General features: G+C 54.6%; 26 protein-coding genes. 16 read left to right on the top strand and 10 right to left on the bottom strand.

The features are described 5' to 3' along the window. Positions 1-92: 92 nt before the first annotated feature. The 6 genes from KNP02_RS03870 to KNP02_RS03845 all read left to right on the top strand — a co-directional run bounded on the left by KNP02_RS03870 (position 93) and on the right by KNP02_RS03845 (position 4,586). Complete coding sequence (locus KNP02_RS03870) at positions 93-344, top strand: DNA-directed RNA polymerase subunit beta (protein WP_029594701.1); 252 nt, start codon at positions 93-95, stop codon at positions 342-344. A gap of 13 nt (positions 345-357) precedes the next feature. Then, the gene (fabZ, locus tag KNP02_RS03865; protein WP_214708488.1) at positions 358-780 is read left to right on the top strand and encodes a 3-hydroxyacyl-ACP dehydratase FabZ; all 423 of its coding nucleotides are present in this window, start codon (positions 358-360) and stop codon (positions 778-780) included. Between the two features lie 12 nt (positions 781-792). Further along, a complete protein-coding gene (locus KNP02_RS03860; protein ID WP_214708490.1) occupies positions 793-1,242 on the top strand; it encodes a hypothetical protein in 450 nt (149 codons plus the stop codon). 97 nt (positions 1,243-1,339) lie between these two features. Continuing rightward, on the top strand, positions 1,340-3,079 hold the full coding sequence (locus tag KNP02_RS03855) for a methyl-accepting chemotaxis protein (protein ID WP_214708492.1): 1,740 nt from the start codon (positions 1,340-1,342) through the stop codon (positions 3,077-3,079). Positions 3,080-3,142: 63 nt separating this feature from the next. Continuing rightward, positions 3,143-4,192 carry a C45 family autoproteolytic acyltransferase/hydrolase gene (locus KNP02_RS03850; RefSeq protein WP_214708494.1) on the top strand — a complete coding sequence of 350 codons (1,050 nt, stop codon included), beginning with the start codon at positions 3,143-3,145 and terminating at the stop codon, positions 4,190-4,192. Between the two features lie 115 nt (positions 4,193-4,307). Further along, positions 4,308-4,586, top strand: coding sequence for a hypothetical protein (locus KNP02_RS03845; RefSeq protein ID WP_214708496.1), 279 nt, complete (start codon positions 4,308-4,310; stop codon positions 4,584-4,586). Between the two features lie 2 nt (positions 4,587-4,588). Here the strand turns inward: KNP02_RS03845 and KNP02_RS03840 are convergent, their stop codons facing one another. After that, positions 4,589-5,215, bottom strand: a complete 627-nt coding sequence (locus tag KNP02_RS03840; RefSeq protein WP_214708498.1) for a class I SAM-dependent methyltransferase — start codon at positions 5,213-5,215, stop codon at positions 4,589-4,591. A 74-nt stretch (positions 5,216-5,289) separates the two neighbouring features. Here KNP02_RS03840 and KNP02_RS03835 point away from each other — a divergent pair, with 74 nt between their 5' ends. From KNP02_RS03835 to KNP02_RS03805, 7 genes are all read left to right on the top strand, one after another. Further along, the gene (locus KNP02_RS03835) at positions 5,290-6,777 is read left to right on the top strand and encodes a cryptochrome/photolyase family protein (protein ID WP_214708500.1); all 1,488 of its coding nucleotides are present in this window, start codon (positions 5,290-5,292) and stop codon (positions 6,775-6,777) included. A gap of 199 nt (positions 6,778-6,976) precedes the next feature. Further along, positions 6,977-7,564, top strand: a complete 588-nt coding sequence (locus KNP02_RS03830; RefSeq protein WP_371819529.1) for a glycerol-3-phosphate responsive antiterminator — start codon at positions 6,977-6,979, stop codon at positions 7,562-7,564. Further along, complete coding sequence (locus tag KNP02_RS03825) at positions 7,561-8,652, top strand: ABC transporter ATP-binding protein (protein WP_138858796.1); 1,092 nt, start codon at positions 7,561-7,563, stop codon at positions 8,650-8,652. The genes KNP02_RS03830 and KNP02_RS03825 overlap by 4 nt, the downstream gene beginning before the upstream one ends. Beyond that, positions 8,649-9,554: a carbohydrate ABC transporter permease gene (locus KNP02_RS03820; protein WP_214708504.1), complete on the top strand. Its 906-nt coding sequence runs from the start codon at positions 8,649-8,651 to the stop codon at positions 9,552-9,554. The genes KNP02_RS03825 and KNP02_RS03820 overlap by 4 nt, the downstream gene beginning before the upstream one ends. Further along, a complete protein-coding gene (locus KNP02_RS03815) occupies positions 9,551-10,360 on the top strand; it encodes a carbohydrate ABC transporter permease (RefSeq protein WP_214708506.1) in 810 nt (269 codons plus the stop codon). The genes KNP02_RS03820 and KNP02_RS03815 overlap by 4 nt, the downstream gene beginning before the upstream one ends. Positions 10,361-10,372: 12 nt before the next feature. Further along, positions 10,373-11,686 carry an ABC transporter substrate-binding protein gene (locus tag KNP02_RS03810; RefSeq protein WP_371819466.1) on the top strand — a complete coding sequence of 438 codons (1,314 nt, stop codon included), beginning with the start codon at positions 10,373-10,375 and terminating at the stop codon, positions 11,684-11,686. Beyond that, entirely contained in the window at positions 11,658-12,377 is a 720-nt protein-coding gene (locus tag KNP02_RS03805) for a glycerophosphodiester phosphodiesterase (RefSeq protein ID WP_214708515.1), read from the top strand. Before KNP02_RS03810 ends, KNP02_RS03805 begins: the two co-directional genes overlap by 29 nt. Positions 12,378-12,476: 99 nt before the next feature. On the opposite strand, the gene KNP02_RS03800 is transcribed toward KNP02_RS03805, so the two are convergent. The 3 genes from KNP02_RS03800 to KNP02_RS03790 all read right to left on the bottom strand — a co-directional run bounded on the left by KNP02_RS03800 (position 12,477) and on the right by KNP02_RS03790 (position 13,264). Next, complete coding sequence (locus tag KNP02_RS03800; protein WP_214751451.1) at positions 12,477-12,824, bottom strand: hypothetical protein; 348 nt, start codon at positions 12,822-12,824, stop codon at positions 12,477-12,479. A gap of 91 nt (positions 12,825-12,915) precedes the next feature. Continuing rightward, on the bottom strand, positions 12,916-13,068 hold the full coding sequence (locus tag KNP02_RS03795) for a hypothetical protein (protein ID WP_214708517.1): 153 nt from the start codon (positions 13,066-13,068) through the stop codon (positions 12,916-12,918). A gap of 49 nt (positions 13,069-13,117) precedes the next feature. Then, on the bottom strand, positions 13,118-13,264 hold the full coding sequence (locus tag KNP02_RS03790) for a hypothetical protein (RefSeq protein WP_021066172.1): 147 nt from the start codon (positions 13,262-13,264) through the stop codon (positions 13,118-13,120). Positions 13,265-13,510: 246 nt separating this feature from the next. On the opposite strand from KNP02_RS03790, the gene KNP02_RS03785 reads away from it, so the two are divergent. Next, the gene (locus tag KNP02_RS03785; RefSeq protein ID WP_214708519.1) at positions 13,511-14,953 is read left to right on the top strand and encodes a carbon starvation CstA family protein; all 1,443 of its coding nucleotides are present in this window, start codon (positions 13,511-13,513) and stop codon (positions 14,951-14,953) included. A 30-nt stretch (positions 14,954-14,983) separates the two neighbouring features. Here KNP02_RS03785 and KNP02_RS03780 read toward each other — a convergent pair whose 3' ends face one another. From KNP02_RS03780 to KNP02_RS03765, 4 genes are all read right to left on the bottom strand, one after another. Next, the gene (locus KNP02_RS03780) at positions 14,984-16,159 is read right to left on the bottom strand and encodes a sensor histidine kinase (protein WP_214708521.1); all 1,176 of its coding nucleotides are present in this window, start codon (positions 16,157-16,159) and stop codon (positions 14,984-14,986) included. Positions 16,160-16,363: 204 nt separating this feature from the next. Further along, on the bottom strand, positions 16,364-17,080 hold the full coding sequence (locus KNP02_RS03775) for a peptidoglycan DD-metalloendopeptidase family protein (protein ID WP_029594720.1): 717 nt from the start codon (positions 17,078-17,080) through the stop codon (positions 16,364-16,366). 436 nt (positions 17,081-17,516) lie between these two features. Then, positions 17,517-18,098, bottom strand: coding sequence for a YdhK family protein (locus tag KNP02_RS03770; protein ID WP_214708523.1), 582 nt, complete (start codon positions 18,096-18,098; stop codon positions 17,517-17,519). Between the two features lie 26 nt (positions 18,099-18,124). Continuing rightward, on the bottom strand, positions 18,125-19,624 hold the full coding sequence (locus tag KNP02_RS03765) for a multicopper oxidase family protein (RefSeq protein WP_251130730.1): 1,500 nt from the start codon (positions 19,622-19,624) through the stop codon (positions 18,125-18,127). A gap of 283 nt (positions 19,625-19,907) precedes the next feature. Here KNP02_RS03765 and KNP02_RS03760 point away from each other — a divergent pair, with 283 nt between their 5' ends. After that, positions 19,908-21,764, top strand: a complete 1,857-nt coding sequence (locus tag KNP02_RS03760; RefSeq protein WP_371819468.1) for a heavy metal translocating P-type ATPase — start codon at positions 19,908-19,910, stop codon at positions 21,762-21,764. Positions 21,765-21,823: 59 nt separating this feature from the next. Next, a complete protein-coding gene (locus tag KNP02_RS03755) occupies positions 21,824-22,780 on the top strand; it encodes a F510_1955 family glycosylhydrolase (protein ID WP_214708527.1) in 957 nt (318 codons plus the stop codon). Between the two features lie 37 nt (positions 22,781-22,817). On the opposite strand, the gene KNP02_RS03750 is transcribed toward KNP02_RS03755, so the two are convergent. Continuing rightward, the gene (locus KNP02_RS03750) at positions 22,818-24,212 is read right to left on the bottom strand and encodes a sensor histidine kinase (protein WP_138858805.1); all 1,395 of its coding nucleotides are present in this window, start codon (positions 24,210-24,212) and stop codon (positions 22,818-22,820) included. Next, a complete protein-coding gene (locus tag KNP02_RS03745) occupies positions 24,209-24,886 on the bottom strand; it encodes a response regulator transcription factor (RefSeq protein ID WP_138858806.1) in 678 nt (225 codons plus the stop codon). The genes KNP02_RS03750 and KNP02_RS03745 overlap by 4 nt, the downstream gene beginning before the upstream one ends. Position 24,887 lies beyond the last annotated feature (1 nt).

The following is a 24,887-nucleotide window of genomic DNA, read 5'->3' as shown; positions in this document are numbered from 1 at the left end:
GTATGGTAGATACGTTACACTTATATAGAACTCATGCAACAGTTTTATTACCTGGTACTAATATGTTATAATTAATTCAGCTGAAAGGATGTATGGACGTGGCGAACGAAGAACAAAACGGCTCGGAACAGACCGAGTCTAAAGAGCGGACGGAGCGGAAACGATTATCGAACCATCGACGTTTCCCGATCTTGTTACGCGTCATCGTTGTCCTGTTGTTGGCTTTCGTGATGCTTGCGATTGGAGCCATCATCGGGTACAGCGTGATTGGCGGAGGCGAGTGGAAGGACGTGTTCAACATCGACACGTGGCGCCATATCACCGATTTTTGGCTAACATCATAAAGGTGGTGGAACCATGTACACGATTGAACAGATTAAAGAAGTGATTCCGCATCGGTACCCGTTTTTGCTCATCGACCGGATTCTTGAGGTCGAAAAAGGTAAACGGGCCGTTGGATTAAAGAATGTGACGGCGAACGAAGAGTTCTTCAATGGACATTTCCCAGACTATAACGTCATGCCTGGCGTGTTGATCGTCGAGGCGCTTGCGCAAGTCGGCGCGTTCGCGATGCTCAAGCAGGAGTCGAACCGCGGCAAGCTCGCGTTCTTCGCAGGTATCGATGGATGTCGCTTCAAACGTCAAGTCGTCCCGGGCGATCAATTGCGCCTCGAGGTCGAGATTTTGAAAGTGCGCGGACCAATCGGTAAAGGGCGCGCCGTGGCGACGGTCGATGGAGAAGTTGCTTGTGAAGCGGAACTCACTTTCGCCTTGAAGTGAGGAGAGAACGAGATGCGCGTATTGGTAATTGCCTTGATTCTCGGATTGGCGACCATCGTCGGTTGCCAACAAGTGCAAGATGACCCGGCCGAAGAGAACGTCGTGTTCGAGCAGGACGTCGAAGATGCGATGATTGAAAAACGGGCCGGTCAATCGGAATCGATTGCGGTCTCGCTCGAGCGGACGAACAGCTCGACGATGCTGTTCACGATTCGGATGCTCGAAGACCGTCGCCTCGATCCGCCGACGATCATCAGTTATGAAGTCGATGGCACCCGTGTCCCAATCCCGTTCGGTGAACTCGTCGCGGAACGCGAAGGGGACGTCCGGACGTACGTCTATCAAGCGGATTTGAACCCTGACCTATTCGTTACCGAGACCCTCCCGCTCTTCCATATCGGAGAAGAAGGCGAGGCCGAGGTGTCGATGCCGCTCGAGGTTGTAGATTCGACAAATGAATGAACGAACGGATGATTTTTGTCGAAAATCATCCGTTTTTTTGTGGACTCTTCGCGACAGTCGTCCGATATAAGGAGTAAGGACGAATGGAGGGAATCACATGAAACGAAATAAACCACAGTCACTGCAGACACGGATTTTGGCGATGATGTTGGCATTCATCACGCTGCTGATTGTCATGTTCGGCGTGCTGCAGTACGTCAGCACGAAGCATACGGTACAGAGCTCGATGCAAGCGGTCCTGTTGGCGGACGGGGCCCGCATCAGCGAGGCGATCGACACGGAAGCGTATGCGGCCTTTTTACAGAATCCGACGAAAGATGAACGGTTCGAGCAGTTTCGGCAACAGCTCGACACGTATCGGACGCAAATCGGGGCCATGTATGTGTACACACTCGCAGCCGACGGCGAAGAGCTTCAAATCATCGTCGATGGGATGAGCGCGGCCGACGCGGTCGATATCGGAACGCCGACGACAGCGACGTCGTTTGCAGATGCGAGAGCGGCGTTTGAAGGTGGGACCGTCACGACACCGATTGTCGAGGATCCAGAGTACGGGGACTATATGACCGTGCTCGTTCCAATCAAACAAGGCGGGAACGTGATCGGTGTCCTTGGAATCGATAAAGGGGCGAGTGACGTCGCCGCGGTGACGGAAGACGTGTTGCAAGAGAGCTTGCCGCCGATTCTCATCGGACTCGTCATCTTGCTTGGGATCGTCTCGGTCATCATCTGGCGCTACCTTGGCTGGAAACTCCGACCGCTCCGTGAGCTCGAACGTGTCGCGACCCATATCGCGAGCGGCGACTTGGCGACAGCGGCCAGGGAGATGGACAACATCCAGTTGAAAGCGAACGATGAGATCAAGCGGCTCACCGCCTCGATGAATCAGATGACGAAAATGCTCCGCGACTTGATCTCGGGATTGCAGACGTCCGCTCAGACGGTGCGCGATGAGAGCGGCAACGTGGCGAGTATCTCGGAAGAAGTGAACGATGCCTCGCGTCAAATCGCGTTCACGATGGAAGAAATCGCGGCCGGTGTCGAGAATCAGAGCGTGCTGACGATGAAACTGTACGGACACATGAATGAGTTTTCGGGACTCGTCGACCAGACGGCGCACGACGGGAACGGCGTGAGCGAACAAGCGGAAGTCGTCAGTCGGGTGACGGCAGAAGGGCTCGAACTGATGGAGGATGCCGTCGGCAAGATGACGAACATCCATCTGCAAGTGCGCGAGTCGCAAGGCCAAGTGAAGGACTTCGAACAACAGGCGGACGAAGTGACGGCGCTCGTCACGATGATTCGTCAAATCTCGGAGCAGACGAACTTGCTCGCCTTGAACGCGGCCATCGAGGCGGCTCGTGCCGGGGAGCATGGAAAAGGCTTCGCCGTCGTCGCTTCCGAGATTCGCAAGTTATCCGATAGCGTCGCCCGGTCGGTCAGTGAGATTTCGGAAATCGTTGGTAGCGTCAAACGAAACTCGATTGCGCTCGGTGAGACGTTCACGGACAGCATGCACGCCGCCGAGGACGGCAAGCGGACGCTCGAGGAGACGAAGCGCGCCTTCAATGAGATCGAGCAGAGCGTGCGGGAGATGCAACGCCTGACGAACTCGATGCAAGGGCAGCTCGGACGCGTCAAGACGAACCAAGACGACATCAAACGTGGTCTATCGGATATCGCGTCCATCTCGGAAGAGAGTACGGCCGGCAACGAAGAAGTGGCCGCCTCGACCGAACAGATGTCGGCGACGAGCGAGACGATGAACCGGCTCGTCAAAGATTTGTCGCACACGGCTGAGGAGATGCAACGCATGAGCCGCCAGTTCAAGTTGTGAACAGTCTCAAGTCAGACATACCTCCGTTGCGTCCGTTATACTAGGCGCAAGGGAGGTTTTTTCATGCAACGTGTCTCAAGTGAACTCACACAATTCCGCGGCAGTCACTATGACTTTGGCCGCTTTCAAGGTACTTATATTAAGCGCAGCAAGCTGCTCGAGAATCGGACCGACCAATGGAAGCTCCGCGTCCCGCGCTTTGAGATTGATGAGCGCGAGGCGAAGCAAGCGTTCGATCGATTTGCCCCAAAGATTTGGGAAGAACTGCTCGGTCTGCAGGACGAACTCGAGTTGACGCTCGCCGACACGCTCCTTCACTTCGGTCATTTCCGGGTCAATAACCCGGTCAGCGGCTGTTCGATTTTGACGGGGGACAACTTCCTCGTCCGCAACTATGACTACCATCCGATGACGTACGATGGACGCTATAACGTGTTCCAGCCAGATGAGGGTTACGCCGTCATCGGTCCCGTCTCGCGTGTCACCGGCCGGATGGATGGGATGAACGAGAAAGGGCTCGCCATGGGTTATAACTTTATCAACCGCCGGCGGCCTGGAGATGGGTTCGTCTGCCAGATGATCGGCCGAATGATTCTCGAGACGTGCGCCACGGTCGAGGAAGCGGTCGATCTGCTTCAAGAGATTCCGCACCGCGGCTCGTTCACGTATGTCGTCCACGACAAGTCGTCGAAGACACGCGTCATCGAAGCGACACCGCGCGATATTCGTGTCCGCGAGTCGAACATCTGCACGAACCATTTCGAGCTGCTACAACACGAGAACCGTTACCATCTCGACGATTCAACACGTCGGATGATGGAAATCAAGATGTATCAACATATCGTCCAGGACGCCGAGAGCGCGTTCCGGCTCATGAACGACTCGGACAAGGGCGTCTTCTCGGAGCTGTATAAGAGCTGGGCTGGCACAATTCACACGGCGGCTTACTTCCCGGAGACGCTCGAGACGTGGTTCGCCCTCGGTGGCGACCGCGACCCTGTCATTTTCGATTTTCGGGAGTGGCTCGACGGCAAGGATTTCGATTTACATGCCCTCGACGGGGAAATCGCGACCGATATCGAGTTCGCGAACACGGTCCAACTTTGGCGGTAACACAAACAAGCAGCGGCTCATCATGAGTCGCTGCTTGTTTTTCGTTCGTCTGGCGCACGTTAGACCGTACTGAATTCTGCAAAACCGGGAATACTCATAGCAGGAGGGATTTATGATGAAACGAATCGGATTATTGGCCATCATGCTCAGTTTGATTGTCGTCCTCGGCGGCTGTGTGCCGGGCGACGGGACGTACACGACCGACCCGGCCGGCTTCTTTTGGGGGATTTGGCACGGTTGGATCGCACCGGTGTCACTCATCTTAGGCTTATTCAATGATACGTATCGCGTCTATGAAGTGAACAACACCGGCTGGTTCTATGATTTGGGGTTTTATATCGCCATCATCAGCGGGTTCGGCGGGATTGCGGTCACCCGGAAGAGTCGGAGTTGACGTTAGATGGGCTTTCGTCCGGACACGGCGACTGTATGATAATCACGCGAGTCAGGACCTCGTGTCTCGATGACGTCGGTCAGACCGAGCGCGGAAGCGGCGGGTATGAACTGTTCCCGCACGATGGATGCGATGCCATCCCACGTCACGTCAGCTTTCCCATCGCAGTAAGTGATGACGAATGACCCACCTGGTGCGAGCACGCGATCAATCTCGGCAAGCACCGCCGGCACGTCTTCCCAAAAGTAGAGTGTGTGGATGCTGAAGACGCGGTCAAACTGCGCGTCCGGGAACGGGAACGTCCCGAGGTCGCCTTGGACGACTTCGGCTCGCCCGGTTTGCACGTCCACTCGATTTCGTCGGAGCGCCGAGCGGACGATGGTCGGGGAACGATCGAGTCCGGTCACATGCACGTGATTATAGCCACGTAGCATCTGCGCCAGTGCGTCGCCGGCCCCGCAACCGAGGTCGAGGATGCGGTGGTCGGGCTGAATATGAAGTTGTTCAATCGTCCAATCGACTTCGACCCGGTGTTGCCGGACCATCTTCTCACCGATATACGTCCCGACGATGCCGCGTGGATTCTCGTATTGACTGTCAATCCATGTTTGGAGACGCATGAAGCGCATCGAACCATTCCTTTCCGTATCCAGTAGATGTAGATTGAGTGTAGCATAACCATTTTGGGAGGGGAGTTGAATCGATGCGTTCCTTTTGGATCTTCGGCAATCAACTGTCGCATGAGCTCGAGCTGTTCAATCACATCGAGGAGGATGACGTCATCGTCATGATCGAGGCGACATCACGGGCGACGTGGCGGCCGTACCATAAACAGAAGCTCGTCCTCATCTTCTCGGCGATGCGCCACTTCGCGGAGGAACTGCGAGAAAAGGGCTATACCGTCGACTATCACGAGGCGGACTCGTTCCAGGACGCATGGGACGACCACTTCAAACGGTACGAACCGGAAGAAATCCATTACACGGCCGTCACTGATGCCGCGATGGAGAAGAAGTTGCAACAGTTCGGTCAGAAGCACAAGCTCGTCGAACATTCGGACGTGCCGCTCTTCTATTTAACGAAGAAGGAAGCGGTCGACACGATTGGCAGCACGCCGTGGCGTATGGATCGTTTCTATCGCCAGATGCGGAAACGGTTTGATGTGTTGCTCGAAGACGGGAAGCCACGGGGTGGCAAGTGGTCGTTCGATGCGGACAACCGCCAGCCGCCGAAAGCAGGACTTACGTTCCCACCACCGATCCATTTCCGGCCGGACGCGATCACGAAAGAGGTCATCCGAAAAGTCGAGACGGACTTCGCCGACCACCCCGGAGACATCACTCCGTTCGTCTGGCCGGTGACGCGAAGTGAGGCACGCCGTGCGCTCGCTCGTTTCGTCGAAGCACGTCTCGAGACGTTCGGTCCGTATCAGGACGCGATGCTGTCGGACAATCAAAACATGTCGCACAGCCTGTTGTCCGCGGCCATCAACATCGGGCTCCTGACACCGGACGAGGTCGTCCAGGCGGCGGTGGCGTCGGAGGCACCGCTCGCCTCGGTCGAAGGATTCGTCCGTCAACTCCTCGGCTGGCGAGAATACATGCGTGCCGTTTATGTGGCGTCGATGCCGGGTTATGAATCGGTCAACACGTTCAAGCATGAGCGCGATTTGCCGAGCTATTTCTGGGACGCAAAGACAGACCTGCACTGTGTCCACCAGAGCGTGAAACCCGTCATCGAGCGGGCGCACAACCATCACATCCAGCGGCTCATGGTGCTCGGCAACTTCGCGACGCTATTCGAGGTGTCTCCTCAACAGACGAGCGACTGGTTCAATGAGATGCATATCGACGCCTACGACTGGGTCGTCCTGCCGAACGTACTCGGGATGGCGCTCCATGCCGATGGCGGGAAGTTGGCGACGAAGCCGTATATCGCCTCGGGGAAATATATCGACAAGATGAGCGACTATTGTAAAGGCTGCAAGTATAACCCGAAACACACGACCGAAGACGACGCCTGTCCGTTCAACGCCCTCTATTGGAACTTCATCGACAAGCACGAGGAGCGGTTCGAAAAGAACCAGCGCATGAAGATGATGATCCGCAACTGGCAAGGCCGGGATGATGCCGTCAAAGCCGACATCTTGGCGAAAGCGAGACAGACGCTCGACGACACCGACTCATTATGAGTCGTTTTTTTTACGTCATCTTTACAAACTTTTGCATCTGCTTCACGGCCGCTTTACATTCATCCGGTACGATATGACTTGTGAGACCCCTCATGCCAAGTGAATAGCAACTGGTAGAACATTCGAGAGACCAACAGAAGCCCGTACGTCGATGACGTCCTGTTTCTGTTGGTCCTTTTTTTAGGGAAGGATGATTCAAGTGAATGAAACACTTCGCACGATCGGACAAGAGAAGATGATCGCCTCCATCAAATCACCGAAACAACTCGAGAAGTTCCTGCAGTCGGACGTGACGACGACGTTCCTCATGATGGGGACGCTCAGCACGCTCGACCGCTACGTCGCCCATTTGAAGCGTGAGAATCGGACCGTGTTCCTGCACGCCGAACGCATTAGCGGCATCAGCCTCGACCGGGACGGCATCGACTATTTGGCGAAACGGGTCGGCGCCGATGGGATTGTGACGACGAAGGCGTCTGTCATCCAACACGCCAAACGGGCCGGCCTGATGACGGTGCAGCGCCTGTTCCTCGTCGACTCGGACGCCATCACCTCAGGCATCAAGATGGTGAAAGACCAACAGCCGGACGCGCTCGAACTGATGCCGGGTCTCATCCCGAGTGTCATCGAGCACGTCGCGGAACACATCTCGCTGCCGATTGTGACGGGCGGGATGATCCGGAAACCGATTCACGTGCATGAAGCACTCGCTCACGGGGCGTTCGCCGTCTCGACCGGGGACGAGCGGCTTTGGGCGTCGCAAGGAATGAAGGAGGATATCATATGAAATCGATTCAACTGCAGAATATCAAAAAGTCATACGACGAGACGGAAGTCATCCGTGGCATCGACGTGACGATCGAGGCCGGTGAATTCTTCGCCCTCGTCGGACCGTCGGGATGCGGCAAGAGTACGATGCTCCGGATGATCGCCGGGCTCGAGTCGATCACGAGCGGGACGCTCCGCATCGACGGCGTCGCAGCGAACGAACTGAAACCGAGCGAGCGGCAACTATCGATGGTATTCCAAAACTATGCGCTCTATCCGCACATGACCGTCGAGAAAAACATCACGTTCGGGTTACATACGAAAGGACTGACGAAGCTCGAGCAGCGCGAACGTTGCTTGGAAGCGGCCGAGACGCTCGGACTGACGGACTATTTGAAGCGGAAGCCGCGCGAACTGTCGGGCGGGCAACGGCAACGGGTCGCCTTGGCCCGGGCCATCGTCACCGAGTCGCCGATTTGCCTCATGGACGAGCCGCTCTCGAACTTGGACGCGAAACTTCGGGCCAAGATGCGCTCGGAGATCCGGCAGCTGCAACGCAAGCTCAAGCTGACGATGATTTACGTCACGCACGACCAAGTCGAGGCGATGACGATGGCCGACCGGATGATGCTGTTGAACGATGGCCAGGTCCAACAAGTCGGTCAACCGCTCGATTTGTACAATAAGCCGGCGAACACGTTCGTCGCCTCGTTCATCGGGTCACCGCCGATGAATTTGACGCCGGTGCAACGGAGTGACAAGGGCTGGGTCGCCTCGGACGGGCGTCTATTCCACCCGAACACGCTGACGCGAGAAGATACGGCGACGCTCGGCATCCGGCCGGAACAAATCACGCCGGCGAAAGACGAGATCACGTTCTACGCCGAACTGAAAAATATCGAAGTGCTCGGCACGGAGACGATTCTCGCCTTTGACATGGGCGGCGTCGAGTGGCTCGCCAAATGGCCCGGACAATGGCCGCTCGCGATTGGGGAGAAGATTGCCTGTTACGTCGACCCGAAACAGATGTCACTGTTTGACGCGACGGGGAATCGCATCGAACCGCGGCAACCGAAACTGTTCGAAGCGTTGGAGGTGTTCCAATGACGGTCGCCCTTCCGAGACAACGCGTCCGGACCCGATTATCAGACGCGACGAGCGGACTCCTCTACTTGTCCCCGTCGATCGCGTTATTTGGGATCTTTCTCGTCTATCCGTTGTTTCGGACGATTTACTTGAGTTTCTTTCAAACGGACACGCAAGGGACGCCACTCAGTTACGTCGGCGGCGAACATTACGCCAAACTGTTCACGAGCGCCTCGTTTTGGCAGAGCATCCAGGCGACGGTCGGCTTCGTCCTGTTGACCGTCCCACTCACGATCATCATCGCGCTCGGTCTGGCGCTCCTCGCCAACGAGAAGCTGCGCGGGATTGGCATCTTCCGGACAGCGTTCTCGGCGACGATGGGGATGAGCGTCGCAGCTTCATCCGTCATTTGGATGTTCATGTACAACCCGTCGATCGGTATCTTCAATCGCTTCTTGGAAGTGGTTGGGGCAAGCGGGGTGCAGTGGCTACTTGACCCGCAGTACGCGCTTCTATCCGTGTCGCTCGCGACCGTCTGGATGAATATCGGCTTCACGTTCTTGATTCTCCTCGGCGGGCTGCAAAACATCGACCGGACATTGTATGAGAGTGCGGACATCGCCGGAACCGGATATTGGACCCAGCTCCGGGCCATCACGATCCCGATGTTATCCCCGACGCTCTTCTTCGTCGGCATCATCTCGCTCATCAATGCGTTCCAGACGTTCGGACAAATCGATTTGCTGACGAAAGGCGGCCCGACGAACTCGACGAACGTCATCGTCTACGCCATCTATAAGGACGCGTTCATCAACTATAACGTCGGCGGGGCGAGTGCGCAGGCCGTGCTCTTGTTCTTGACGGTCCTCCTGTTGACGTGGCTCCAGTTCAAGCTCGTCGAAAGGAAGGTGCATTACCAATGACGCTCCGGAAAGTAGTCACGTATACGCTCCTCGTCTTGAGCGCCGTCGTCATGCTGTTCCCGATTGCCTACGCGTTCTCGATCAGCCTGATGGACGGGAGCGAAGTGTTGAAAGGGAACCTAATCCCGCGCGACGTCACGTTCGACAACTATGTCGCCGCGTTCGAGCGGATCCCGCTCATGACGTACTTATGGAACAGTCTCGTCGTCGCACTCCTCGTTATGGTCGGCCAAGTCGTCTTGTCGAGTCTTGCCGCCTTCGCGTTCGTCTTCATCGACTTCAAAGGGAAAGGGATCATCTTCATGCTCTTCCTCGCGACGATGATGGTGCCATGGGAAGCGACGATGGTACCGAACTTCTTGACGATCCAGTCGCTCGGCTGGCTCAACTCGGTGTGGGGGCTGTCGGTGCCATTCTTCGCGCTCGCGTTCGGGACGTTCCTGCTCCGGCAACAGTTCAAGACGATTCCGTACGAGATGTACGAGGCATCACAAATCGCCGGCATCAGCCGTTTCCGTTTCTTTTGGAACGTCGTCTTGCCGGTCTCGAAGACACCGCTCGTCACGTTGTCGGTATATAGCTTCTTGACGACATGGAACATGTACTTATGGCCGCTCCTCGTGACAAACACGGAGCAGGCACGCACGGTGCAAATCGGGATTAAGCAGATGCAGTCGAACGAGGTCGCCTCGGATTGGGGTGTCGTCATGGCGGCGGTTATCTTGATCATCATCCCGACGCTGATGCTGTTATTCGCAGGACAAAAGCAGTTACAAGAAGGTTTGACACAAGGCGCGATCAAATAATAGGGGGAATATATGATGAAAAAGAAAGCGTTATTCGCAGGGTTGGCTAGTTCGGTATTGTTGCTCGGGGCATGTGGCAGTCAAGAAGCGGAAGAGGCCGCGGCGACTACGACGACGGACGGAAAGACGGAAGTCGTGTTTTGGCACGCGATGAGCGGGGACTTAGAGACCGCGCTCAACAACCAAGTCGATGCCTTCAACGAGTCGCAAGAAGAATATGAAGTGAAACCGGTGTTCCAAGGCACGTATGAAGAGGCGCTGACGAAGTTCAACGCCGTCGCGGGGTCACCGGACGCACCGGCCATCATGCAGACGTTCGAGGTCGGCACGAAGTATATGATCGACTCGAACAAAATCACGCCGGTCCAGGAGTTCATCGACAAAGAGGACTTCGATACGAGCGTCTGGGAAGAGAACATCTTGAGCTATTACCAAGTCGACGGCAAGCAGTACTCGATGCCGTTCAACTCGTCGACACCAGTACTCATCTACAACAAGGATGCGTTCGAAAAAGCAGGCCTCGATCCAGAGAAAGCGCCGCGCACGTATGACGAGCTGAAGCAAGCGGCGAAGGCACTGACGACCGACGGGCAGACCGGCTTCACGATGCTCAACTACGGTTGGTTTTTCGAGCAACTTGTCGCCGCGCAAGGCGGGTTATATGTCGACAACGACAACGGCCGTAGCGGGGCACCGACGAAAGCTGTCTTTGATGGGGAAGAAGGGCAGAACGCCTTCAACTTGATTAAAGAGATGTATGACGAGAAGACATTCATGAACGTCGGTCAAAACTGGGACGACATGCGTGCCGCTTTCCAATCAGGGAAAGTTGCCATGTATCTCGACTCGTCGGCTGGGATTCGTACCGTGGCGGACAACGCTGACTTCGAAGTCGGGGCGTCGTACTTGCCGGTGCCGAACGAAGCCGATCGGGAAGGTGTCATCATCGGTGGGGCCTCGCTCTGGATGGGTGACGGCATCGCCGACGAGACGAAGCAGGGCGCATGGGAGTTCATGAAGTATGCGGCGTCGAAAGAAGCACAGGCCAAATGGCACGTCGAGACGGGCTACTTCGCCATCAACCCAGAGGCGTATGACGAGCCGATCGTCAAAGAGATGTGGGCCGAGTATCCGCAACTGAAAGTGACGGTCGATCAATTGAGTGAGACGAAAGCCTCACCGGCGACACAAGGCGCGCTCATCTCGACGTTCCCGCAGTCACGTCAAAGCGTCGTCAACGCCATGGAGAGCCTATACCAAGGCGTATCGGTCGAAGAGGCATTGAAGCGCGCGGCCGATGAGACAACTTCCACCTTGGGACAATGATATGTTGATTTACGCACATCGCGGCTATAGCGCCAAGTATCCGGAGAACACAATCTGCGCGTTCAAGGCGGCGTTGCCTCACGTCGACGGCATTGAGCTCGATGTCCAATTGACGCGCGACGGACGTCTCGTCGTGATCCATGACGAGACGGTCGACCGGACGACGAACGGGAGCGGTTTCGTCAAAAATATGACGCTCCGGCAGCTCCGCTTGCTCCGGACGGAGAGCGGGGAACGAATCCCGACGCTCGAGGAAGTGCTCGTCTTGCTCGAACCGACCGACGTCACGCTCAACATCGAGCTGAAGACGGACCGGTTCGACTATGACGGGATCGAGTATCTGACGTGGCTCGCCGTCACCGAGTTCAAGCTCGAACAACGTGTCGTCTTCTCTTCATTCAATCCAGACACGCTCATCCGATTGCGGGATATCGCCCGTGAGGCGAGGATCGCCGTCCTGACAACTGATGGGCATCCGAATTTGATCGAGTTCGTCGAGCGGATCGGGGCCGAGGCCGTCCACGCCCAGCCGGAGTTTATGGGGACAAGAGACTGGATGACGCTCCGCGAACAAAATCGGTTGCTTCGCCTGTATACCATCAATGACCCGAGCGAGCTGCCAGACATGACTGGTGTCGACGCCATCATGACGGACGAGGTCGAGCGGTTCCAATCGAGGTCGCATCATTGAAGTGAGGCTGGGATATAACTCAATCGATATGTAAGAAAGAGGCCAGCTGGCGCGACGTGTTCGCATCAGCTGGCCTTTTCTCATGGCAATTCTCTAAATTTAGTATTCTTTGTTCAGCGTGGTAAATTCATCTTCTTTCAAAGGTGAATCGCCTTTTGAATTATGTCCATAATAGGTGACGACGTACTCTTTCTCTTGATTGGTTTTGACGAAAAATTCATACTCGACTCTCTTTTCGTCCTCGAAATTCAAGCGATATAAGTACCCAAATTGATTCATGCTGAACTCGACATCATAGGCGTTCTTATCGATTGAAAAATGCTCAGTTAACGTTTCATTCAAAAAATTTTCTCGCTGATCTACCTCATGAAGAAGGAAAAAGACACCTCCTAATATGAGTAAAGCAAAAGCGAATTGAAACTTGGGTAAAGGTTTCCTAGATGTCATCTACATCGGCCTTCCTTAATGAGAGTGATTAACTGCTACCGTACGAGACACAGATATACATGACAGGGACCGCTCAATGAAGCGGGCTTTGTCATGTCTTCTTCGGTGAATCACTAAAAGCAAAATACAACCCGACGCCAATTGCGAGTCCAATCAAGTAGTGATCGAGCGCGATGGCAGTCGAGACACCGACGCCGAGGGCGATCGGAAAGGCGTAGCTGCCGGTCGTTTGTTTATTGGACATGGAGCATGCCTCCTTTGTCCAGTTACTACGGGCGCCGCCTCAAAAAGTTTCAAGCCTTCTTCTTCGTCCCTTGGAACGCGAAGAACATCGCGATGCCAATCCCGAGTCCGAGCCACCAGTTGTCGAACAACAGCCCGAAAATGAGAATAAAGGCGACGGCGACCGGGAGTGCCAAAAAGCCACGTTGACGTTTCATGAAAATCATCCTTTCTGCTTCTCTCTGTTCGACTGTTCCCGGTTTGGAATCGATTCATTCTAAAAGTAAACGTTTTCATAAAAATGGCTCAACTGCAACGTTTGTCTAAACGATGAACAGTTATATTTTCATGTGAAATTGTGAGCAAATTCATCTATTCAACAGACAAGGACCCTGCTATATTAATCATGTGATATATTTCACATGAAGAAATCATAAATCACTTATATATAGGAGGACCACCCGATGGTTACATTTTTCTTAGCGTTAGGACTGTTATTGCTCGGTTATCTCGTCTACGGCCGGTACGTCGAGAAGACGTTCGGGATCAAAGAAGAGCGGACGACGCCCGCCTATGCGTCACAGGACGGCGTCGACTACGTGCCGATGGGGACGAAGCGAAACTCGATGATTCAACTGTTGAACATCGCCGGTGTCGGTCCGATCTTCGGTCCGATCATGGGCGCCTTGTATGGCCCGGTCGCATTCCTGTGGATCGTGCTCGGTTCAATCTTCGCCGGCGCGGTACATGACTATTTGACCGGGATGATCTCGCTTCGCAACAACGGGGCGCACTTGCCGCAGCTCGCCGAGAAGTTCCTCGGTCGGTCGCTCCGCCACGTCGTCAACGGCTTCGCGTTGCTCTTGCTGCTCTTAGTCGGGACCGTGTTCGTCACGTCACCGGCCAATATGATTAACAACTTGTTCGACGGCACCGGCTCGACGCTCGCCATCGTCACGTTCGGCATCTTTGCCTACTACATCTTGGCGACACTGCTCCCGGTCGACAAAATCATCGGCCGCATCTATCCGTTCTTCGGGGCGCTTCTCTTGTTGAGCGCCGTCGGCATCGCCGTCAGTCTATTCACGCAAGGCTATCAAATCCCGGAGATGACGTTGACGAACATGCATCCGGACGGCTTGCCGCTCTGGCCGCTCATCTTCTTCACGATCTCGTGCGGGGCACTGTCAGGCTTCCATGCCACGCAGTCACCGATCATCTCGCGGACGACGATGAAAGAGAGCAACGGTCGCAGCATTTTTTACGGCATGATGATCGTCGAAGCGGTCATCGCCATGATCTGGGCGGCTGCCGCCATGGCCATCTTCGAGCCGGGTGAACTGCTCGCCATGATCAATGCCGGCACGCCGGCGCTCGTCGTCCAAGAAGTGGCGACGCTCATGCTCGGTAGCATCGGCGGCACGCTCGCCATCCTCGGTGTCATCGTCTTGCCGATCACGTCAGGCGACACGGCGTTCCGAAGTGCCCGCATGATCATCGCTGACTACTTGAACATCGTCCAGAAGAAGTTCACGTCACGGTTGTGGATCGCGCTCCCGCTCTTCGTCTTGTCGTTCATCTTGACGAAAGTCGACTTCCGTCTGTTGTGGCAATACTTCAACTGGGCCAACCAGACGACGGCGGTCATCGCCTTGTTCGTCGGCGCGACGTACTTGTATATCAAAGGACGGAACTACTGGATCGCCTTGTTGCCGGGGACGTTCATGTTGTATGTCGTCTGGTTCTACATTTTGACGGCACCGATTGGCTTCGAGATGGACGGGGTGCTCCCGTATGTTTTGGCCACAATCGGTACGGTCACACTGTTCGGCTTGTTCTTCCGCCACGCGAAAGCGATGCGCGAACAAGGGCTCGAGTGCGACATGTCAAGCGATCAAGCAGCATGACAAAAGGGTTTGGCCTCGGCCAAACCCTTTTTAGTCGGTTGTCTCTTGTTCCGTGAGTAGCGTCGTACTCGTTGTGCTGTGGGAATACAGATAGATGGAGAACGTCGTCCCTTCTCCGTACACCGAGTCGGCGTGAATGCCCCAACCGTGTGCCTCGGCGATCCGTTTGCAGATGCGGAGACCGAGCCCGGTCCCTTTGATCGGACGGTGGGCGTCCGAGTCGACTCGGTAGTATTCGTCGAACACGTACGGGATGGCGTCGCTCGGGATGCCGATCCCCGTGTCCCGTACCGACAGGACGTACGTGTCGCCCTCGGTCGTCATCTCGACATAGACCGTGCCGCCGTCCGGAGAGTACTTAATGGCGTTGCCAATCAAGTTGTGAAGCAACTGCAACAGTTTTTCCTCGTCGGCCTCGATCGTCACGTCGTCGGCTGACAAGATGACGTCGTGCTGGGGAGAAGTCGCCTTGTAGTGGGCGACGACGTCCTCTAGCACCGGTCGCAAGGCGAACGTCGACGTCGATAACAGTTCTTCGGAATAGTTCACCCGCTGATAGTCGAGGAAGTTGTCCACGAGGCGCTCGAGCCGCTCGGCTTCCCGTTTGACGAGCGTCAACATCCCGTGCGTCTTGTCGTTGTCGCTATGCTGGTACATGAGCAGTTCGGCGTAGCCGTTGATGGCTGTGAGCGGGGAGCGGAACTCGTGGGACAGCTCGGCGAGGAAGGCATCCTTCTGTTCCTCGAATCGGATCGAGTCGGTGATGTCGCGCCACATGATGAAGACGCCACGCGGGGTGTGCGTGAAGTTCGAAATGACTTGCATCGTCCGCTCGCCGATGCGGAGCGACTTCGCATCCATGCTCGGGCAACAGCCGAACCGGTTCGTCAACAGCTCATCCCAAAACAGCGTCACGTCGGTCATATCGGCCCCGTTCCGCTCGAGCGTCTCATAAAAGAAACGGGTCATATCGTCCATGCTTGGAAAGCGACGGGTCTCCATCGACGGACAGATGGCACGGAGCTGTTCATTCGAATACAGATGGTTCTGTGTGAAGTCGATATAGCAGACGGCATCCTGCACCTCTTCGACGAGCGAGGCGATCGGGAAGGCGTGAGGGGAGCGGGCGCGCTTCGTCACGACGGATCGACTGCTCGCGGACCGTCCATGATTTCGCCGTGCCGGATAAAATGACTTTCGATTCATGAGAGAACCTCCTTTCCATCAAAGGTTATATTATGAAAGTAAGTAAGTGCGTAGCATTCCCATTCATTATACGATATTCCGGCTTAATTCCCTATACCACCCATAGGCCTAGCTAAAAACCGGTCATGATCGGGACACCTGGACGATTCGGTCTCGATTCTAGGAAAAAACGCCTCCCTCGAGGATGCGAGGAAGGCGTCAGGCTTAGAAGAACGTGTATGGGTTGACGCTATTGGCAGCCGTCGAGCTGCTATAGACGTATTTGTTTTTATGGACCTCGAAGTGGAGATGGTTCCCGAACGAGTTGCCGGTGTTGCCGACCGTACCGATTTTCCCACCCTTGGCGACCTTCTGTCCTTTGACGACGTTCAAGCGGTCCAAGTGGGCGTAGACGGTCGTATAGGCTTGACCGTTGATCGTGTGTGAAACCATGACGTGGTTGCCGTAGGCGCCGTAGTTCCGGGCGACGATGACTTGGCCGTATGCTGCCGATTGGACCGTCGTGCCTTTGGCGGCCGCCAAATCGATGCCGTTATGGAACGTGTAGCCATATTTTCCGCTCGCCGGGCCGTACCCTTGCGTCAACGTACCTTTTGTCGGCATGAGGAGCTTGCCCGCTGTCGCCGTTTGGAGTGATGTGCTGCTATATTTTTTTACATATGTACTCGAGACGTATTTTGTACTGCCGTTATAATTGATTTTCGTCCATGAACCGGTCGCGCCGAGATAGGTGAACGTTTGGCCGAGTTTGGCACTGCCGACTTTTTGGTAAGACGTCGATGGGCCGCTCCGCACGTTCAGCACATTCGTCGTGACTTTGACTTTATACGATGTAGCTGCCTCTACCGGTGTCGAAGCGGGAAGTGTCAAGCCGGAAACAAGAAGGGCGCCTAATGTAATCGTCATCAGTTGTTTTTTCATAGTATGGTAAATCCTTTCAATTATGTAACAATGCGACAGAACAATGATAATTACCTTACAAAAAAATTTTACCATCAAAAAATAGATTCTAATATGTCATTTATATTTCAAAAAAGTATAATCGTTATGAAAACGACAGTGTAGTGGGAAAAGTCGAGTTGTACCAACGTAATTGAGACATACAACGTTTTGTTGGTAAAAGAATATATGCCTAATATTCAAAAAAACTCCGATTTTTCATAGTTTAGCTTTTGAAAAACAGGGTAATTTTAATTAGTTTGGCCTAAATAAAAAAGACCGATGAGAATCAATTATTTTTGTCAGTTGTTTCCTTAAATGCTTCCTCCTATACATAAGAAAAACCGAGGCAGGAGCCTCGGCTTAGTTTGCCTGTCCTTACGGAGAAGGCGTGACCACGTTCAGATAAACATTTCGATTATGGTGCCGACAGTTCTTCCTCGGTGACCCATTTATGATTGGTCACTTCTTCACCTGATTCTAACGGGAAGTCGACCATATAGACGGTTGTCTTTTCAGCCGAATCGACGGTTGCCGTCGTGCCGCCCATTCCTTCCATATGTTCAGCCTCGACATCGATCTCATCGCCGACCTCATATGGTTCGGTCGTGGCGTTTTTGACTTCTTCATGGATAATCCATTTATGGTCTTCGACACGTTCACCCCCATGCATCGGATCATACGAGATGCTGTATACGACCGTGTCGTAAGCACCGACAATCGTCGCTTCGGCTCCTTCCATACCTGGCATATGGGCTTCTGTGATGATGGCCTTGTCACCGACCGCGAACGTCGGGTTCTCCGCTGACTTCAAGCCTTCGGGGACGTCACCAGACCCGGACATATCCATTCCTGAATGGTCGTTCCCGTCCATCGTCTCTTCCATCTGGTCATTCATGTTCGTGTCATTGTTCGTCGTTTCATCTTCGCCGCAAGCAACGAGCAAACCGCTCAGTGAGAGTGCCATCGTCATCATTCCAAGTTTTTTGTTTATCTTCATTCCTATTCCCTCCAATTAACGTGTGATTAGTTTACTTTCAACTGTCCCATCATCCCGTTTTCTTCATGTTCCAGGATGTGGCAGTGATACATGAACGTCCCTGTCTCCCGAAACGTCATTTCGATTTTCACTTTCTCGCCCGGTGCGACGGCGACCGTATCTTTCCAACCGCGTTCGTTGTCAGGCGGGGGTTGGCCGTCCCGTTCAAGTATCCGGAATTGGACGCCGTGGACGTGGAACGGGTGGGTCATCCCGCCCATCATGTCTTCTCGATTATAAATTTCCCATATCTCGGTCGAACCTTGTTGGACGTTGATGTCGATTCGATCGGGGTCGAATTGTTTGCCGTCAATCGACACCATGTTGCCCATCCCGAACAACGTGAGGCGTCGGTCGGCAACGCTTGATTCGTTAGACGCAGACGTTCCGTCAAAGGCATCGCTCCATTCGCCGTCTTGATCGACCTCGTCACGCACCGTGAACGTCGTGAACGGAATCCCGTCTGCTTGAAGAGCGAGGTCGTCCCCGAGCGACAAGTCTGAGAAGTCGATTAATATCTCGGCTCGTTCGCTAGGTGTGAGCGTCAACGTTTTGAGTGATACGGGTTTGTCGAGCAACCCGCCGTCGGTCGCGATTTGAGTGAATGACGATCCGTTCGATAACGAGAAGTCGATGTTCCGAGCGTTAGAGCCGTTAACGAGACGGACGCGTAACGTGTTCGTGGTCACGTCGAACGTCGTATTGATGGCACCGTTCGCAATCAACGTATCGCCGACCGTGCCATCGACGTTCATCTGGCGGTCGTAATCGAGTTGTCCGTCGTCTGTGAAGAGACGGTCTTGGACGATGAGCGGAATGTCATCGACACCGTACTCGTTTGGCAACCCGTTCTCCGCTTGGTCCGTTACGTACAAGAGTCCGGCCAGACCAAGGTATACTTGTTCGGCCGTTGCGCCCATCGGGTGCGGATGGAACCAAAGCGTGCCCGGTTCTTGGTCAATCTCGAGACGAACTTGTTTTTGCTCACCGGGGCCAATCAGTTGGTGCGGTCCGCCGTCTTCTTCTCCAGGGATGACGAGACCGTGCCAATGGAAAGAGGTCGGCTCGGCGAGCTGATTGATCGTGTCGATATACACGGTCTTCCCAGCTGGCAACTCAATCATTGGGCCGAGTAAAGTCCCGTTATAGCCAAGCGTCTCGGTGTTGACGCCTTCGTCGAAGAAGCGATGCTCGCCACGTTCAGTGCGGACCGTATAATAAAGCGCCTCGTCTGTGACGCGGTCAGGTTGTAGCCGTTTCGGAATCGGAAGCGGTTGAGCTGGTTCGTCGGAGGTGATGAGGTCAATCGTGTTCCCACGTCCCATCCCACCATTGCCGTGCATCATGCCGCCATTGTCCCGATCTCCCATGAATGATCCGTTTCCCATCATCCAGCCTCCAGGAGCGAACGTGAACAACAGGAGGAGCAGTCCAATCACGATACATACGATAACCATCCCGATAGTCCATTTCATGACGCGGTTCAAAAGGCATCATCCTTTCTAGTTAAAGCGATAGCCTATTTAGTTATACCAACAACTTATGAAATTTTTGTTAAACGGGAAATTTAGTTTTTATATACTGCATAGGGGTATATGGTATACATAGGAGGTGGTCAACGTGGAACATTCACACCACGCGTCATCTCATCATGAACACGGAGAAGCGCATGACTCGCACGCCGGCGGACATGAAGGGATGATTGAAGAGTATAAGCGTCGATTTTTCGTCTCGTTAGGACTGACGATTCCAATCCTCATCTTGTCGGACATGATTCAAGAGTGGGCCGGTTTCGAACTTACGTTTACTTATGAAAAGCAGACGCTATTCGTGTTGGCGACGATCGTGTACGTCTATGGAGGGTGGCCGTTTTTGAAAGGGAGCATCGACGAATTGCGTCAACGAAACCCGGGGATGATGATGCTGATTGGACTGGCCATCAGCGTCGCGTACTTCTATAGTGTCGCTATCGTGTTCGGGTATGGGCATGGACATGACTTCTTTTGGGAGTTGGCGACGTTGATCGTGATCATGTTGCTCGGGCATTGGATTGAGATGCGCTCCATCATGGGTGCCTCGAACGCGTTGCAACAGCTCGTTCGTCTATTACCGAGTGTGGCGCACCGCATCAACGGGAGTGATATCGAAGACGTTCCCGTCTCGGCGCTCGCTGCGGGGGATTTGATTCTCGTCAAACCGGGCGAGCAGATCCCTGTCGACGGGGAACTGCTGAAAGGGCGGACGACGGTCGATGAGTCGATGTTGACCGGGGAGTCGATGCCCGTTGAGAAAGAAACGGGAGATGTCGTCATCGCCGGGTCAATCAACCAAGAAGGAAGTATGACGATTTCAACGACGAGCACGGGAGAGAGCACATACTTGTCGAAAGTCATCGACTTGGTCAAAGAAGCACAGGAGTCCAAATCAAAAACGCAAAATCTGGCCAATCGGGCCGCCAAGCTTTTGTTCTATGTCGCCGTCGGGGCGGGGGTGCTGACGTTCGTCATTTGGCTCGCTCTCGGCTACTCGGTCAGTATGGCCGTCGAGCGAATGGTCACCGTCATGGTCATCTCATGTCCGCATGCGCTCGGCCTTGCGTCCCCGCTTGTCGTGGCGGTCTCGACGTCGCTATCCGCGAAACGAGGGCTGTTGATTCGGAACCGGACCCAGTTCGAGGAGGCACGTCATCTCGATGCGGTCATCTTCGATAAGACGGGCACACTGACGCAAGGTGATTTTGGGGTGACGGACATTGAAGCCGCATCCTCGTATACGAACGATGAAGTGTTGCGTCTGGCTGCCGCCGTCGAGACGGCCTCGCAACATCCGCTCGCACGAGGGATTCTTCGCGAAGCGGAAGAGCGAGGTTTGACGTTACCTGAGGTCGTCGATTTCGCCTCCATCACGGGCGTCGGTCTAGAAGGTCGCGTGAATGGGGCACACGTTCAAGTCGTCAGTCCTCGTTTTATTCGCGAGCACGAGCTATCGATCGATGAAACGGCATTTGATCAGTTATCGGCCGCCGGGAAGACCGTCGTCTTCACGATTCGCGACGGGGAATCGGTCGGCATGATCGCCTTGGCGGACATGGTTCGCGATGAGGCGAAAGAGACGGTCCGAGCGTTGAGAGAGCGCGGTGTCCGCTCGATTATGCTCACCGGGGATAACCGGAAAGTGGCGAACTGGGTCGCGTCGCAACTTCACATCGATGAAGTGTACGCAGAAGTATTGCCGGACGATAAATCACGGCAAGTCCAAACCGTGCAAGCCGATGGCAGCAAAGTGGCGATGGTCGGGGACGGCATCAACGACGCACCGGCCTTGGCCCAAGCGGATGTCGGAATCGCCATCGGGAGCGGGACCGACGTCGCCGTCGAGACGGCCGATATCGTTCTTGTCCGGAGCAGCCCGAAAGACGTGCTGTCGATTCTCGACTTGTCTCGCAACACGTACAACAAGATGATTCAGAATCTCTGGTGGGCCGCCGGCTACAACATCGTCGCCATCCCGCTCGCAGCGGGTGTGCTGGCACCGCTCGGCCTTCTTTTGTCACCGGCCGTCGGTGCCGTGCTCATGAGCCTCAGTACGGTCATCGTCGCGCTCAATGCCCGGACGCTCAAACTTTAACAATTCTTTCATCTTTAGTCTCTATAATGAGTAGGATGCTAAAAATGGAGGGAACTAGAATGAAACGAAAGCTATTCGTACCGATGTTCGTGACGACCGTATTACTTGCCTCGTGCGGTGCGGATCCGACAGAGAATCAGACCACTGCACCGGTTGTTGAGAAAGAGAAATCGACAACCGAACAGACGACAGACCACTGGACAGCGACAAAAACAGGCACCGCGGTCTCCCATATTCACGGTGCCGGTTTTTGGCAAGACGGACGCCCGGTCATCGCGACGCATACGGGACTGATGGAATTCAGGGAAGACGGCTGGTACGAGTTGTCGTCGAACCGGCATGACTATATGGGCTTTGAGCTCGTCGCGGACGGCTTTTACGCGAGCGGTCACCCGGCGCAGGATTCGCCGTATAAGAATCCGCTCGGCGTCGTCCGTGGAACCGAGAAAGGCGAGACGCTCGAAATTCGTTCGCTAGAGGGCGAGGCCGATTTTCACTATATGAGTGCGGGCTTCGAATCCGAGAGCCTTTACGTGTATTTAGAACAAGCGACAAAAGAGCTCGCGCCAGGTTTTTATCGTTCGCTCGACGGCGGTGTCTCGTTTGAGCCGATGAAGATGGACGGGATCGAAGGTCGTGGCATCGCCGGTATCACGGCCGATGCGAGCGAACCGAAACGCGTCTTCGTCTATGGCCCAGATGGCATCCTCGTTTCAGATGACGGGGGAGATACGTTCGAGCCGTTCCTGGAACAGAAGAATATCGTCACGATGGCATCGACGAAAGGGAAATTGGCGTCAATCACGAAAGACGGTGCCTCGTTCGATCTTGTGGTCTCGGATTTGACCGACGAGACGGAGACGACCGTTGAGCTGCCCTCGCTGAACGCGGACAGCGTCCCGATCGAACTGGTCAGCCAAAACGGGCGATTGTTGCTAGCGACATCGGATAACAGTGTGTACGTCTTTGAAGACGAGGAATGGACGCAACTGTTGCAAGCAGGGAAAGTGAAATGAAAAAAATCCGGCGCCTGAGCTCAGGTGCCGGATTTTTTTAGTGGGGCGGAAGAGTGATGGTGAACATCGTCCCAGATGAATCAGAGGCGACGGTCAACGTACCATCATGCAACCGGATGATTTGATGGGCGATGGCAAGCCCGAGTCCACTGCCACCCGTACGACGGGAACGTGATTTTTCGACCCGGTACAGGCGATCGAAGATGTGAGGCAGATCTTCTTGAGGGATACCTTTCCCATCGTCTTGAATCGTGAAGTGAAGTGCTTCATCCGTAAGTTGCATATCGAATCGGACGTGGCGTGCCTCGCTATGTTGAATCGCGTTGTGGGCGATGGAGCGGAACACTTGTAAGATGCGATGTCGATCTAACTGTAAGACGACGTCCTTGGAGGAGCAATCGGTGCTACTAGCAAACGCGATCGGTGTCACTCGGAACATCGTGGTGAGCACGCGTTGCAAATCGTCGCAGAGCGCATCGACGGCCACGGGTTCGCGATGCAACGTGAACGTGTTCTCGTCCAACTGGGCGAGCTGGAACGCGTTCTCGACGAGCTCGGTCAACGCTTGGCTCTCTTCGAGAATCGTCTGAATCGACTGTTCTTTTAACGACTCTGGCGTCTGCGGTTTGGATGCGATTTCGGCATATCCTTGCAGATACGTGAGCGGCGTTTTAATCTCGTGGGCGAGGTCCGACAAGAACTGATTTCGTTCTTTCCGGAGACGATCCAGTTCAAGCGACATCGCTTCAATTGAACGGGCCAACTCGCCGATCTCATCTTCTCGAGTCGTCGGCAGGGTCAACGTTTCGGGATTCGTCAAGACATCCTCGGTCGCTCGGCGCAACAGCTGAATCGGGTTTGAAATCAACCGGCTCAGCAAGACGAACGTCATGATGGTGATGACGAGGGCGATGCCGGTGATATAAAGAAACCGGAGTTGGAGCCGATGGCTGATGCCATGAATGATCTCGGTCGGTAGAAACATATACACATACCCGTAACGGGTGGCATTTTCCATCGCATCAATCGGGGTCCGTACTGCGAGATACGGTTCGTTCTCCCAATCGTCTTCGAGGATGGTCGTCACATCGGCATCCCCTCGGTCCGCTTCCGTTTGGACGAGCACCGAGAGCGGGTCGGGGAAGCGGTTGGATGTCTGTAGAATCGAGTGGTCGGGAGCGGTGATGGCGACTTTCGTATCGGTCTCGCTCTCCATCGTCGCGACGTGGCCAATCGTCTCTTCATCAAAACTCATCGCCAGTACGCTCGCATGGCTTTCCGCTCTCGATTCGAGCCGGTCGATTTCTTCGACAACACGTTCACCGAGGAGCGTATGGTAGAGCAATAAGAACAAGACACCTTCAATCAATAACGTCGTCAATAAAAAAATCAGACTGATTCGGAACGGGAGGCTATTGCGTCGGAATGTCATGAGTCCGACCGCTCCTCGGTCCAGCGATAGCCGCGTCCCCACACCGTCTTCAAATAATCGTCAATCGGGAAGCCGGCCTCGCCGAGTTTGTCGCGAATCATACGGATATGGGCGTCGACCGTGCGCGGGTCCGATTCGGACGAATAAGGCCATACCAAGTCATATAAATCCATCCGGTTGTACAACCGGTTCGGATGTTGCAGAAACAACTTTAAGATGGCCGTCGCTTTCGGCGTCATGACGACTTCTTGCTCTTGATACAGGATGCGTCCGCTCGCTTCTTCATAGCGCAATTGTCCATAATTCACATTCGTGACGCGGCTCCGTCGTAACACCGCACGAATCCGGGCCAACAACACGTTGCCTTCGAACGGTTTCGTGACATAGTCGTCAGCCCCGGCGTCCAATCCGCGGATCGTCGTCTCGCTATCCGAGCGGGCCGTCAATAAGACGACAGGTAGTTCGGCGTCGAGTGCTTTGATTTGGCGACACAACGTGATCCCGTCGACACCGGGCATCATGATATCCAACATGACCAAGTCCGGACGTTCAGATAGCAGCTCCATGGCTTCTCGTCCGTCCGCGGCCTCGATGCAAGTGTAGCCGTCCCCTTCGAGGAATAAGCGGAGGAGCCGTCTCATTTTCACTTCGTCATCGACAATCAAGATGTTCATC

The sequence above is a fragment of the Exiguobacterium sp. s40 genome (assembly GCF_018617905.1).
GTDB lineage: Bacteria > Bacillota > Bacilli > Exiguobacteriales > Exiguobacteriaceae > Exiguobacterium > Exiguobacterium mexicanum_A.
This window is presented reverse-complemented; position numbering and strand designations above follow the sequence as displayed.